Here is a 12,734-nt window from a genome sequence, read left to right on the forward strand (position 1 = left end):
CGGTATCGCCCGGTCGGGTGCGAAACATGATCGACTCCGCAGGTTCACGACGATGGTCTTGCCCAGGACTGTGACGGGGCTTACGTTCGACGCTCAGCCCCGGGCTCTACGGGCGTAGAGGGCCGACCGACGTCTCGGCGAAGGAGCAGCTCATGGCCAATGTCGTAACGGCCGCACTGGTTCAGGCGACCTGGACCGGCGACACCGAATCCATGATCGCCAAGCACGAGGAGCATGCCAGGGAAGCCGCCCGTCAGGGCGCCAAGATCATCGGTTTCCAAGAGGTCTTCAACGCCCCCTACTTCTGCCAGGTGCAGGAGGACGAGCACTACCGCTGGGCCGAGTCGGTGCCGGACGGCCCCACGGTCCAGCGGATGCGGGAGCTCGCGCGGGAGACCGGCATGGTGATCGTCGTCCCCGTCTTCGAGGTGGAGCAGGCCGGGTTCTACTTCAACACCGCCGCCGTGATCGACGCCGACGGCACGTATCTCGGCAAGTACCGCAAACACCACATCCCGCAGGTCAAGGGCTTCTGGGAGAAGTACTACTTCAAGCCGGGCAACCTGGGCTGGCCGGTCTTCGACACCGCGGTCGGCCGGGTCGGCGTCTATATCTGCTACGACCGCCACTTCCCGGAGGGCTGGCGCCAACTCGGCCTCGAAGGCGCCCAGTTGGTGTACAACCCGTCCGCCACCTCACGAGGTCTCTCGGCCCACCTGTGGCAGCTCGAACAGCCCGCGGCCGCCGTCGCCAACGAGTACTTCATCGCCGCGATCAACCGTGTCGGCCAGGAGGAGTACGGCGACAACGACTTCTACGGCACCAGCTACTTCGTCGACCCGCGCGGCCAGTTCGTGGGCGAGACCGCGAGCGACAAGGCGGAGGAACTCCTCGTCCGCGACCTCGACTTCGACCTGATCGACCAGGTCCGCCACCAGTGGGCGTTCTACCGCGACCGCCGCCCCGACGCGTACGAGGGGCTGGTGCAGCCGTGACCAGCCTCCACCAGCGCCACCGAGCCGTGCTCCCCGAGTGGCTCGCCCTCTACTACGACGAGCCGCTCGAGATCACGCACGGCGAGGGCCGGCACGTCTGGGACGCCGAGGGCAACCGCTACCTGGACTTCTTCGGCGGCATCCTCACCACCATGACCGCGCACGCGCTGCCCGAGGTCACCAAGGCCGTCGCCGAGCAGGCCGGCCGGATCATCCACTCCTCGACCCTCTACCTCGACCGCCCGATGGTCGAACTGGCCGAGCGGGTCGCCGCGTTGTCCGGCATCCCCGACGCCCGGGTCTTCTTCACCACCTCCGGCACCGAGGCCAACGACACGGCCCTGCTGCTCGCCACCACGTACCGCCGGTCCAACCAGATCCTGGCGATGCGCAACAGCTACCACGGCCGTTCGTTCTCCTCCGTCTCCATCACCGGCAACAAGAGCTGGTCGCCGACCAGCCTCTCCCCGCTGCAGACGCTGTACGTGCACGGCGGAGTCCGCGGCCGTGGGCCCTTCGCGCACCTCGGTGACAGCGAGTTCATCGCCGCGTGCGTCGCCGACCTGGAGGACCTGCTCGGGCAGACCCGCGCAGGCGCGGCCGCACTGATCGCGGAACCGGTGCAGGGTGTCGGCGGGTTCACCTCCCCGCCCGACGGTCTGTACGCCGCGTTCCGCGAAGTCCTCGACGCCCACGGGATCCTGTGGATCAGCGACGAGGTGCAGACCGGCTGGGGCCGAACCGGGGACAACTTCTGGGGCTGGCAGGCGCACGCCGCCGCCGGGCCGCCGGACATCCTCACCTTCGCCAAGGGCATCGGCAACGGCATGTCCATCGGCGGCGTCGTCGCCCGGGCCGAGGTCATGAACTGCCTGGACGCCAACTCCATCTCCACGTTCGGCGGTTCACCGGTCACCATGGCCGCCGGTGCCGCCAATCTCGCGTACCTCCTCGAACACGATCTGCAGGGCAACGCCCGCCGCGTCGGCGGCCTGCTCATCGAGCGGCTGCGGGCGATCGGTGCCGCGGTCGACTGCGTACGCGAGGTGCGGGGGCGCGGCCTGATGATCGGCATCGAGCTCGCCGACCCCCTCACCGGCCGGGCGGCACCCGAACTCGCCACCGCCGTACTGGAGTCGGCCCGCGAGGGCGGACTGCTCATCGGCAAGGGCGGGGGCCATGACAGCAGCGTCCTGCGTATCGCCCCGCCCCTCTCGCTCAGTGTGGCCGAGGCGGAGGAGGGCGCGTCCGTCCTGGAACGGGCGCTGCGCTCACTGTAAGCACCGCCCCGCTACGAACCGCCCCGCTACGTCGAACCGCCCTCTGCTTCCGTCCCGTCCTCGTCCGACCGGCAGCCCGTTCATCCCATCCCAGGGGGACTCATGAGCACCCGCACCCTGATCCGCGGCGGACTGGTCGTCACCGCCGCCGACGAGACCCACGCCGACGTCCTGGTGGAGGACGGCAGGATCGCCGCCCTGGCCGCGCACGGCAGTCAGGACTGGTCGGCCGACCGGGTCATCGACGCCTCCCACAAGTACGTGATCCCTGGAGGTGTCGACGCCCACACGCACATGCAGATGCCGTTCGGCGGGACCTACGCCTCCGACACCTTCGAGACCGGCACTCGGGCCGCGGCCTGGGGCGGCACCACGACGATCGTCGACTTCGCCATCCAGACCAAGGGCCGTGCCCTGCGCGAGGGCCTGGATGCCTGGCACGCCAAGGCGGACGGCCAGTGCGCGATCGACTACGGCTTCCACATGATCCTCTCGGACGTCAACGACGGTTCCCTGAAGGAGATGGACCTCCTCGTCGAGGAGGGCATCAGCTCGTTCAAGCTGTTCACCGCGTACCCAGGTGTCTTCTACAGCGACGACGGGCAGATCCTGCGCGCCATGCAGCAGGCCTCCGGCAACGGCGGGCTGATCATGACCCACGCCGAGAACGGCATCGCCATCGACGTACTCGTCCAACAGGCCCTGGCGCGGGGCGAGTCGGACCCCCGCTACCACGGTGAGGTGCGCAAGGCACTGCTGGAGGCCGAGGCCACTCACCGGGTGATCAAGCTCGCGCAGGTCGCGGGGGCTCCGGTGTACGTCGTGCACGTCTCGGCCCGCGAGGCGGTCGCCGAGCTGGCGCGGGCGCGCGACGAGGGGCTGCCGGTCTTCGGCGAGACCTGTCCGCAGTACCTCTTCCTGTCCACCGACAATCTGGCCGAGCCGGACTTCGAAGGCGCCAAGTACGTCTGCTCAACTCCCCTTCGCCCCAAGGAACATCAGGAGATCCTGTGGCGCGGGCTGCGCACGAACGACCTCCAGGTGGTCTCCACCGACCACTGTCCGTTCTGCTTCGTCGACCAGAAGGAGCTCGGGCGGGGCGACTTCTCGAAGATCCCCAACGGCATGCCGGGCGTGGAGAACCGGATGGACCTCCTGCACCAGGGGGTCGTCGACGGGCACATCACGCGGCGCCGCTGGATCGAGATCGCCTGCGCCTCGCCGGCCCGGATGTTCGGCCTCTACGGCCAGAAGGGCACGATCGCGCCGGGCGCCGACGCCGACATCGTCATCTACGACCCGAACGCCGAGCAGACGCTGTCGGCCGAGACCCACCACATGAACGTCGACTACTCGCCGTACGAGGGCAAGCGCATCACGGGCCGGGTCGAGACGGTCCTCTCGCGCGGTGAACTTGTCATCGAGCAGCGGCAGTTCACCGGCCGCGCGGGTCACGGGGCGTATGTCCCGCGCGGCATCAGCCAGTACGTCGGCTGACGGTTCGGTCCGCCTGTCCGTGTGCTCCGTACCTGTCCGCCCGGCCTGATCCGTTCGACGCGACCGGCACCGGGGTGGTGCCGGTCCGCAGCCCCCGCGGCCCGCACCACGGGCCCGTACCCCTCTCGCTCTCGATCCGCCAGTACCTGAACCAGGAGGCTCCGGCCATGGATTTCGGACTCGTCCTGCAGACCGACCCGCCCGGCTCCGCCGTCGTCGGTCTGATGCGCCGTGCCGAGCGCAACGGCTTCCGCTACGGCTGGACCTTCGACTCGGCCGTCCTGTGGCAGGAGCCGTTCGTCATCTACAGCCGCGTCCTCGAGCACACCTCGCGCCTGACCGTCGGCCCGATGGTCACCAACCCCGGCACCAGGACCTGGGAGGTGACCGCCTCCACCTTCGCCACTCTCAACGAGATGTACGGCAACCGCACGGTGTGCGGCATCGGCCGCGGCGACTCCGCGATGCGCGTGGCCGGGCGCAAGCCCAACACCCTCGCCAGACTCGGCGAGGCCATCGACGCCATCCGCGATCTCGCCGAAGGCCGCGAAGCCGATGTCGACGGACAGTCCCTGCGGCTGCCCTGGGTGCGCGACGGCAGACTGCCGGTGTGGATGGCGGCGTACGGGCCGAAGGCGCTTGCTCTGGCCGGACAGCGCGCCGACGGGTTCATCCTGCAGCTCGCGGACCCGTTCCTCACCGAGTGGATGGTCAAGGCGGTACGCCAGGCGGCCGCCGATGCCGGTCGCGACCCGGCGGACGTCAAGATCTGTGTCGCCGCGCCCGCCTATGTGAGCGACGACCTCGCGCACGCCCGGGAGCAGTGCCGCTGGTTCGGCGGCATGGTCGGCAATCACGTGGCCGACCTGGTGAAGCGCTACGGCGAACACTCCGGCCTGGTCCCCGATGCCCTCACCGACTACATCAAGGCACGCGAGGGGTACGACTACAGCCACCACGGCCGGACCGGGAACCCGGACACGGCCTTCGTGCCCGACGAGATCGTCGACCGCTTCTGTCTGCTCGGACCGGTCTCCGCGCATGTCGAACGCCTGCGGCAGCTGAGGGAGTTGGGCGTGGACCAGTTCGCGGTGTACGCCATGCACGACGCGCGCGAGTCGGTGATCGACACCTACGGCGCCGAGGTCATCCCCGCTCTGGGATGACCCGGCGCCGGGCGTTCAGCGAGTCTCGAAGGTGCTTCTGCGGGTGAGTCCGAGCGCGGTGTACACCACCAGGCCGGCCGCCAGACCCACCGCCCATCCGTAGTCAGCGAGCGGCTTGAGGAACGGGATCAGCCCGTCGACCGGGAACGGCCCCTGCTTGACCCCCTTGGCGCTGACCGTGGAGTACGAGCCGCCGATCGCCAGCGTGCCGCCGATCACGAAGGCGGCCAGCGCGTGCCAGTTCCAGCCGCCGGTGTACCAGTAGCGGCCGTCGCGCCGGTACAGGTCCGCCAGATGCAGGACGGTCCGGCGCAGGATCCAGTAGTCCGCGATCATGACTCCGGCGACCGTGCCGAGCAGCCCGCCGACGACACCCAGCCAGGTGAAGATGTACAGCTCGGGCGTGGAGGTCAGCTTCCACGGCATCACCACCACACCGACGACGCCGGTGATCAGCGCTCCCGTACGGAAGTTGATGCGTTTCGGCACCAGATTCGACAGGTCGTACGCGGGGGAGACGACGTTCGCCGCGATGTTCACGGAGATCGTGGCCACCAGGACCGTGACGAGGGCGAAGAGCAGGCCGAACACGTTGTCCGTCTTGGCGGCCAGCTCCACCGGGTCCCAGACGGCCGCTCCGTAGACCGCCTGCGAGCCCGAGGTCACGAAGACGGACATCAGGGCGAAGGCCGTCATGGTGGTCGGCAGACCGAGCGACTGGCCCCACACCTGGGCCCGTTGGCCCTTCCCGAAGCGGGTGAAGTCCGGGATGTTCAGGGACAGCGTGGACCAGAAGCCGATCATCCCCATCAGGGCTGGGAAGAACACCGGCCAGAAGTCCGCACCCCAGCCCAGCTCGGACGGCTGGTCGAGCAGCGGGCCGAATCCGCCGGCCTTGTTCGCGATCCACACCAGCAGGACGACCGCGCCGACCAGGACGAACGGTGCCGCCCAGTTCTCGAAGCGGCGCAGGGCGTTCATCCCCCGGTAGATGATGGCGAGTTCGAGCACCCAGAAGATCGCGAAGCAGAGCCACAGGGTCCACGGATAGCCGCCGACCTCGGCCGCCTCGGTCCAGCCGCCGAACACCTTCCCGAGCAGCAGGAAGATGCCCTGGCCGCCGATCCAGGTCTGGATGCCGAACCAGCAGCAGGCGACCGCGGCCCGGATGAGTGCGGGCAGGTTCGCGCCGCGCATCCCGAACGAGGCGCGTACGAACACCGGGAAGGGGATGCCGTACTTGGGCCCCGCGTGGCCGGTCAGGAGCATCGGCAGCAGCACGATGACGTTCGCGAGGGCGATGACGAGCACCGCCTGCTTCCAGTCCATGCCGAGTGCGACCAGACCCGAGGCGAGTGTCCAGGAGGGGATGTTGTGGGCCATCCCGATCCACAGTGCGGTGTAGTTGTACACGCCCCAGGTGCGCTTCTCGAGCGGTACGGGGGCGAGGTCGGCGTTGGCGAACCGGGGGTCGTCCAGGCTGACTCCGGCGGCCAGGGCCACTCGGCCGTCGGGGAGTGTGACCTGGCCGTCGGTCGGGGCCGAGTCGGTCGATTCGGTCGCGGTCATCGGCGAACCCCCCTGATGTCAACGGGAGTCGAGCGGGGAGTTACTCGCGTAGACACGGGGCACGGTGCCGGGCCGGTACCGAGAGGGACGGGGAGGGCTGGGATCATGGGCAAGCCGTTCTCGACAGGCGCTTCACGACACGGTGGATACGACGGCGTACACATCTCGCGGGAAGCACGCGTGACAGGGGCGGGCGCTTGCGGGTGCCGGTCTCGCGCGTCTGGAGGGCGTGGAGTGGAAGGACTGTACTGCTTCCGTTCCTCTGTCGACAGGGCCCGGACGGGGACGGGAAGTGGGCTGCGCTATGGCCTGGCGGATCGAGTGCTTCTAGGCTCGGGCGTATGACGGGGAAGCGGTTCGACACCTCGGCGCTGACCGGGTGGCCGCCCCGGGCGGGCGCCGGTTCCGCCGCGCGGCGCTCGCGGGCGGCGTCGGCGAGGAACTGGCCGGAGCACGCTGGTGGCGGCGTATCGACCTGCCGGCCTGCGTCCTGCTGTGTGCCGCGGGTGCGCTCGTGTTGCCGGCTGCGGTGCTGTCAGGCGGGCACGGTGCGGTCGAGATCTGGGGCGCGGCGACGTTCTTCCTGGTCTGCGCGGGGTCCGCGGTGTTCCTGCCCGCCGCCTTCCTGGAGACGTTCTGGTGGGGTCGGGCGCGCGTCCGCCACCGGCTGCAGGACTTCGCCGTGCGGAACGCCCTGGCGTACTGTCCCGCCCCGGACACCGTCCGTCCGGCGGCGCACATCTTCGCCTACGGGCAACGGCGGCGCCTGCGCGACCACTTGACCGTGTCCGGCCCGTACGGCTTCCGCGTCTTCAACTACGACTGCGATCCCGCGCCCGACGATGCGGAGCTGCCGCTCCACCAGTGGGGCTGTGCCGTGTTCACCCTGCGGGAGTCGTTCCCCCGCACCTTGCTGACTCGGGGAAAGCGGGGGCTCGCCGAGCCGCCCCGGGGCTTGCGGAAGGCCGAACCGGTTCCGGGGCCGGACGGTACGCGGATGATCGGCGAGGACCCGGACCATGCGTTGCTGCGCTGCCTGCTCGACTGCGGGATCGTGGCGACAGCCGGTCACGGACGCGCAGGCATGGCGATCGAGGTCGTCGGGAACGAACTCTTCCTGCTCGCCGAGCGGCCGCTCCCCTTGCGCTCGCCTCGGCTGTGGCGGCGACTTGCGGCGGCCGCGGACTGCCTGGCGCCGTTCCTCGCCACGGAGGCGGGCACGGACCGGCTGCCGGTGCCCGCCGCCGGGGCCTGAGCGTGGCCGCCGTCAGTGCGGCCGCACCGCGGTGACCAACCACACCGAGGCCGGGACACGGATCCCGGATGGGCTCGCGTACGGCTCGAAGGCCCGGGCCAGCCGGTCCCGGGTCGCGCCCGGGACGGCGCGGTCGGGGGTGCGGGAGAGGACGAACTCGACGGCTGCGGCGGGGTCCTTCCCCCAGTGAGCCGCGATGCGGACGGCTGCCGTGCGGACGGAGGAGAAGCCGGCGAGGGCGCGGCGGATGGCGACGGGTTCCGCCAGGGAGGTCATCGCGCCCCTGGCATTCGACGCGTCGGATCGCGGTGCGCGCGGTGCGCCCGGTGCGTTCGTGCCGTCGGTTGTGCCGGTCGTGGCGGTCCCACGGGTGAGGTCCGTCCCTTCGGTCTCCTCGTCCAGGAGGCTCTGGAACAGGGTCATGACGCGCGCCTCGTGGCTGTCGGGGCCGGGTGTCTGCGGACAGATGAAGGCGAGACGTCCGCCCGGCCGCAGCGCCCGCGCCACATTCGTGAACGCGGCCCGATGATCGGCGAAGAACATCACCCCGCCCCGGCTCACCGCCACGTCGTACCCGGCCTTCGGGAACGCGTGCGTCTGGGCGTCCCCCAGCTCGTACGACACGTTCCGTACGCCCTCCGCATCGGTGGCCGAACGAGCGCGTGCCAGCAGAGGTGCGGAGATGTCCACGCCGACGGCATGCCCGTTCGGGGTGCGACGGGCCGCCTCCCGGGTGGTGGCGCCGGTTCCGCAGCCGATGTCCAGGACACGGTCGCAGTCCGTGATGGCCGCCGCCTGGAACAGGGCATCGTTCACCCCGGCCAGCATCGCGTCGTACCGGGTGTGATGCTCGGCCCAGTGGCGGCCGACCGCCCCGTTCCAGATCGCGGACTGGGCGGAATTGGCGCTCGCGGTGTCGCGCCCGGTGTGGGTGGTCACGATGCCTCCCGTGCGGCGGCCGTGGTCAGCGCGGCCTCGGCGCGCTCCACCGCCAGGAAGGCGCCGTAGGAGACGAGATGGACCAGGCAGTGGTCCGTGTGCTGCGGTGTCCGCCAGGCGTCGATGTCATCCTGCTCGATCCGGTACGGGGCGATCGCGGCGAGCAGGGCGAGGCGGAGCGCCGGACGGTCACGGCCGGGCAACTCCGGCCAGTACGGCGCTGGATGAGCGCCGTCCCAGGCCGTGAGGGTCTCGTTCAGCAGGCGCTGTTCGTCCGGGTCGAGGAACGCCGCGCCCATCAGGGCCACCGAACGCAGCGCCGCGTAGGCGTGACCCACCGGCGAGTTCCCGGCCCACTGCGGCACCTGCCGCACCTCCTCGCCGAGCAGGACGAGGCTCTCGCCCGGCGGGAGGTCGGCCCGGACGGCGTGGCGGAACGACCGCCCGGCTGCGCTGCGTACCGCACGCATGCGCTGCAGATCGCAGGGCAGCACGCTCTCGGTGAGCAGGGCCGAGGCGATCCGGTTGATGAAGTGGAAGGCGAGGACGGTACCGAGATAGCCGGGTGCTCGATCGGCGGGGAAGGGCGGTGCGGGACGGACGGCGGCTCCGGGGGCGCGGCTCGCCTTCGCCCAGGCCAGCAGCCCGGCGTACTCCGGATCGTCCGGTACGCCGCCGGCCGCGATGGTCTCGCCCAGCTCGGCGTCGCCCGTGGCGTGCAGGAAAATCGTGTGTGCGTCGATGCAGAACCGGCAGCGGTTGGCCAGCGAGACGCCGAGCGCCGCGACCTCTCGTCCGGTACGGGTGTCCGGGCCGACGAGCAGCGACTCGCGGACCAACGACCAGGCTGCGGCAAGGAGTTCGGGCGCGGCGGACAGCACGGTGAAGGTCGAGGCGCGATCGGTTCCGAAGTCACCGGCGAGTTGCCGGTACACCTCGGCGGCACGGCCGGTGGCGTTCTTCGGTGCTGTGGGCGAGGTGAAGCGGAACGGTCCTGACATGGCGCACTCCCCGGTGTTCGTCAAAGCGCCGCGTGCTGCGGCGACACCGGTGATGCTGGCTCGTGGGACCGCCCCGGGTCGTCGTACGTCCGGAGCCGGTCTGTGCTGCTGCGCGGGGCGCCGGACCGGACGGCGACTACTGCACGGGGAGTAGTCGAGAAGCGGTCTGCACGGGGGAGGTGCCGGCCGGTGTGCGGACTCTAGGCTGCCCCTATGCGGGGTGAGGGGCGGGAGTCGGGAGACGGTGGGTCTGAGCGCGGGCGGCCGAGTGCACGCCTGGTGCTGGTGCCCGTACTGGTCGCGGCGGCGGTCGCGGCCTTGGTGCTGGCCGGGGCTTCCCGGCCCGACGCTCTCGAGATCGCCCTCGTCCTGATCGGTTCGGGCGCGCTGGCCGCGTACGGCGTCGCCCCCAGGGCCGTCCTGGTCGTCACGACCGTGTGTCTGGGTGCCTGTGTCCTGCTGTCCTCCGTGGGAGCCGTGGCGGCGGTGCCCGTGGTGGGTGCGGTGCACGTCGCTTCGCGGGCCGGGCATCGTGCGCTGGGGGCCGGCGCCGCCGCGGCGTTCCTGATCGCGACCGCGGTGGACGGGGGCGATGGCGGGCGGACGCTGCTGCTCGCCGGCTGGTTCCTGTGCGCCGTGGTGACAGGGGTTGCCGACAAGAACTGGCAGGCGTATCTGCGGCAGACCGAGCAGCGCGCCCTGGAGGCCGAGCGGACCCGTGAGGAAGCCGCGCGCCGACGGGCCGGGGAGGAACGGCTGCGTATCGCACGTGAGTTGCACGACTCACTGACGCACAGCATCTCGATCGTCAAACTGCAGGCGGGCGTTGCGGTGCATCTGGCACGCAAGCGCGGCGACGAGGTGCCGGCCGCGTTGCTCGCCATCCAGGAGGCGAGTGGCGAGGCGATGCGTGAACTGCGCTCCACGCTGGACGTGTTGCGTGAGCAGCCGCCGCCCGGGCGGGTCCAGGACCTGGTGGAGCGCGCCCGGTCCTCGGGGCTCGCCGTCGATCTCACCGTGACCGGGCCGGAGCCTGCACTGGCCCCGGAGGCCGGGCTCGCCGTCTACCGCATCGTTCAGGAGGCGCTGACCAACGCGGCCCGCCACGCGCCACACGCCGAAGTGGCCGTCCGAATCGAGCACACCGCGCACGGCCTCACCGTCCGGGTCGACGACGACGGCAGGGTGGCGCCCGGGAGGCCGTTCGTACCCGGCACCGGACTGACCGGCATGCGGGAACGGGTGGCGGCACTCGGCGGGATGCTGGAAGCGGGACCGCGCGCGGGAGGTGGCTTCTCGGTGCTGGCCCGGCTTCCCGGGGCGGCGCTGGACGGGGAACCGGCGCTGGACGCGCAGGCGGCGCTGGACGCGCACCCGGCGGTGTCGGAGGGGTCGGCCCTCACCTCGTCGTCCTCCGAAGCGGATCCCGCCACCGGGCGGTCCGCATGATCCGGGTCGCACTCGTGGACGACCAGGCCCTCATGCGGGCCGGTTTCCGTGCACTGCTCGACGCCGAGGACGGGATCGAAGTCGTCGGCGAGGCGGCCGACGGGCGACAGGGCGTGGCCCTGGTCCGCGAACAGCGCCCCGACATCGCCCTGGTGGACGTACAGATGCCGGTGATGACCGGAATCGAGGCGACCCGGCAGATCGCCGCCGATCCGGACCTGAGCGAGGTACGCGTCGTGATCCTCACCAACTACGGTCTCGACAGCTATGTGTTCGACGCGCTCCGGGCAGGTGCCAGCGGCTTCCTCCTGAAGGACACCGAACCTGCCGACCTGCTGCAGGCCGTGGGGATCGTGGCGGCCGGTGACGCCCTGCTCTCTCCGTCGATCACCCGCCGCCTGATCGGCGAGTTCGTCGCCCGTCCGCCGGATCGGCTCACCGCCACCGGCCTCGAGGGCCTCACCCGGCGCGAACGCGAGGTCACCGCGCTCGCCGCGCGCGGTCTCAGCAACGAGGAGATCGCCGCGCACATGGTGATCAGCCCGTTCACCGCCAAGACCCACATCAGTCGCGCCATGACCAAACTCGGCGCCCGTGACCGTGCCCAACTCGTCGTTCATGCCTACGAGTCCGGCCTGGTGACGGCGCGAACGGCGACGCTCCGCGCGGACGAGGGCCGTGCCTGAGCGGGCCGGCGGCGCTCGGCGGCGGTGCCGGACCTGAGCGGGCAGGGGCCGCGGACTACCGTGATCACATGCCCTCCCCAGCGAGCCCGGAACGACCCGTACGCGCCCATGTCGTGACTCCCGACGGCAGGCGGTTGAGCCACCTGACGTACGGACCTGCCGGAGGGCGTCCGCTGCTTGCGCTGCACGGTCATCTGGGGGAGGGCTTCGAGTTCATGGCGCTGGCTGCGGCTCTCGCCGCCGACGGTTGGCGGACGGTCGCTCCCGACCAGCGCGGGCACGGGGACTCCGACCGTGCCCAGTGCTACGACCGGCAGGGGTATGTGGACGATCTTCGGTTTCTGCTGGGGGAGTTGGGCCTCGATCGAGGACCGTTGCCGGTGATCGGCCACTCGCTCGGGGCCGTCAACGCCTATCACCTCGCCGCGGCCCACCCGGGTACGGTCAGCGCGCTCGTCGACATCGACGGTCCGGCCGAACTGCCGGTCGTCGACCCGGCCCCCTTGTCCTTCCTCCTCGACCTGCCGTACACCGCGCCGAGCCGGGACCGACTCCTCGCCGCCTGCGGCTCGTTGGCGCCGCTCCTCGAGGCCGGCATGCGGCCCTGCGAAGGCGGGTGGCGGCTCGCCTGCCATCCGCGGGACATGGTCGACTCGGACACCCGGATCCTCGGCGATCACTGGCCCGTGTGGCTGGGCTCGGACTGTCCCGCGCTGCTGCTGCACGGCACCCGCAGCACCGTCCTGCCGACACTGCAGGCGCGGGAGATGGCGACGCGGCGCCGACGCACCACCCTGGTCGAACTCGAAGCGGACCACTGGGTGCACCAGCGGTGCCCGGACGAGACCGCGTCGGCGATCCGTGACTTCCTCGCCGCCACGGCCGGTGGTGCCTGAC

General features: G+C 70.8%; 11 protein-coding genes. 8 read left to right on the plus strand and 3 right to left on the minus strand.

Features of this window, described 5'->3' with window-relative positions:
* Window positions 1-152 precede the first annotated feature (152 nt).
* The 4 genes from DSC45_RS31975 to DSC45_RS31990 all read left to right on the plus strand — a co-directional run bounded on the left by DSC45_RS31975 (window position 153) and on the right by DSC45_RS31990 (window position 4,938).
* A complete protein-coding gene (locus DSC45_RS31975) occupies window positions 153-995 on the plus strand; it encodes a nitrilase-related carbon-nitrogen hydrolase (RefSeq protein ID WP_119295506.1) in 843 nt (280 codons plus the stop codon).
* Entirely contained in the window at window positions 992-2,275 is a 1,284-nt protein-coding gene (locus DSC45_RS31980; protein WP_119295507.1) for an aspartate aminotransferase family protein, read from the plus strand. The genes DSC45_RS31975 and DSC45_RS31980 overlap by 4 nt, the downstream gene beginning before the upstream one ends.
* 102 nt (window positions 2,276-2,377) lie before the next feature.
* Window positions 2,378-3,772 carry a dihydropyrimidinase gene (gene hydA / locus DSC45_RS31985; protein WP_119295508.1) on the plus strand — a complete coding sequence of 465 codons (1,395 nt, stop codon included), beginning with the start codon at window positions 2,378-2,380 and terminating at the stop codon, window positions 3,770-3,772.
* Window positions 3,773-3,939: 167 nt separating this feature from the next.
* Window positions 3,940-4,938 (plus strand): TIGR03842 family LLM class F420-dependent oxidoreductase, encoded by a 999-nt coding sequence (locus DSC45_RS31990; protein WP_119295541.1) that lies wholly within the window; start codon window positions 3,940-3,942, stop codon window positions 4,936-4,938.
* Window positions 4,939-4,953: 15 nt separating this feature from the next.
* On the opposite strand, the gene DSC45_RS31995 is transcribed toward DSC45_RS31990, so the two are convergent.
* Complete coding sequence (locus DSC45_RS31995) at window positions 4,954-6,507, minus strand: NCS1 family nucleobase:cation symporter-1 (protein ID WP_119295509.1); 1,554 nt, start codon at window positions 6,505-6,507, stop codon at window positions 4,954-4,956.
* 379 nt (window positions 6,508-6,886) lie between these two features.
* On the opposite strand from DSC45_RS31995, the gene DSC45_RS32000 reads away from it, so the two are divergent.
* Window positions 6,887-7,762, plus strand: coding sequence for a hypothetical protein (locus tag DSC45_RS32000; RefSeq protein WP_119295510.1), 876 nt, complete (start codon window positions 6,887-6,889; stop codon window positions 7,760-7,762).
* 12 nt (window positions 7,763-7,774) lie between these two features.
* Here the strand turns inward: DSC45_RS32000 and DSC45_RS32005 are convergent, their stop codons facing one another.
* Entirely contained in the window at window positions 7,775-8,701 is a 927-nt protein-coding gene (locus DSC45_RS32005) for a class I SAM-dependent methyltransferase (RefSeq protein ID WP_240434965.1), read from the minus strand.
* Window positions 8,698-9,702, minus strand: coding sequence for a carboxymuconolactone decarboxylase family protein (locus DSC45_RS32010; RefSeq protein WP_119295511.1), 1,005 nt, complete (start codon window positions 9,700-9,702; stop codon window positions 8,698-8,700). Before DSC45_RS32010 ends, DSC45_RS32005 begins: the two co-directional genes overlap by 4 nt.
* Before the next feature lie 213 nt (window positions 9,703-9,915).
* Here DSC45_RS32010 and DSC45_RS32015 point away from each other — a divergent pair, with 213 nt between their 5' ends.
* From DSC45_RS32015 to DSC45_RS32025, 3 genes are all read left to right on the plus strand, one after another.
* Window positions 9,916-11,151, plus strand: coding sequence for a sensor histidine kinase (locus DSC45_RS32015; protein ID WP_119295512.1), 1,236 nt, complete (start codon window positions 9,916-9,918; stop codon window positions 11,149-11,151).
* A complete protein-coding gene (locus tag DSC45_RS32020) occupies window positions 11,148-11,837 on the plus strand; it encodes a response regulator (protein WP_119295513.1) in 690 nt (229 codons plus the stop codon). Before DSC45_RS32015 ends, DSC45_RS32020 begins: the two co-directional genes overlap by 4 nt.
* Window positions 11,838-11,905: 68 nt before the next feature.
* On the plus strand, window positions 11,906-12,733 hold the full coding sequence (locus DSC45_RS32025) for an alpha/beta fold hydrolase (protein WP_119295514.1): 828 nt from the start codon (window positions 11,906-11,908) through the stop codon (window positions 12,731-12,733).
* The last annotated feature ends 1 nt before the right edge of the window (window position 12,734 follow it).

It is taken from the genome of Streptomyces sp. YIM 130001, assembly GCF_003574445.1.
Lineage (GTDB): Bacteria > Actinomycetota > Actinomycetes > Streptomycetales > Streptomycetaceae > Streptomyces.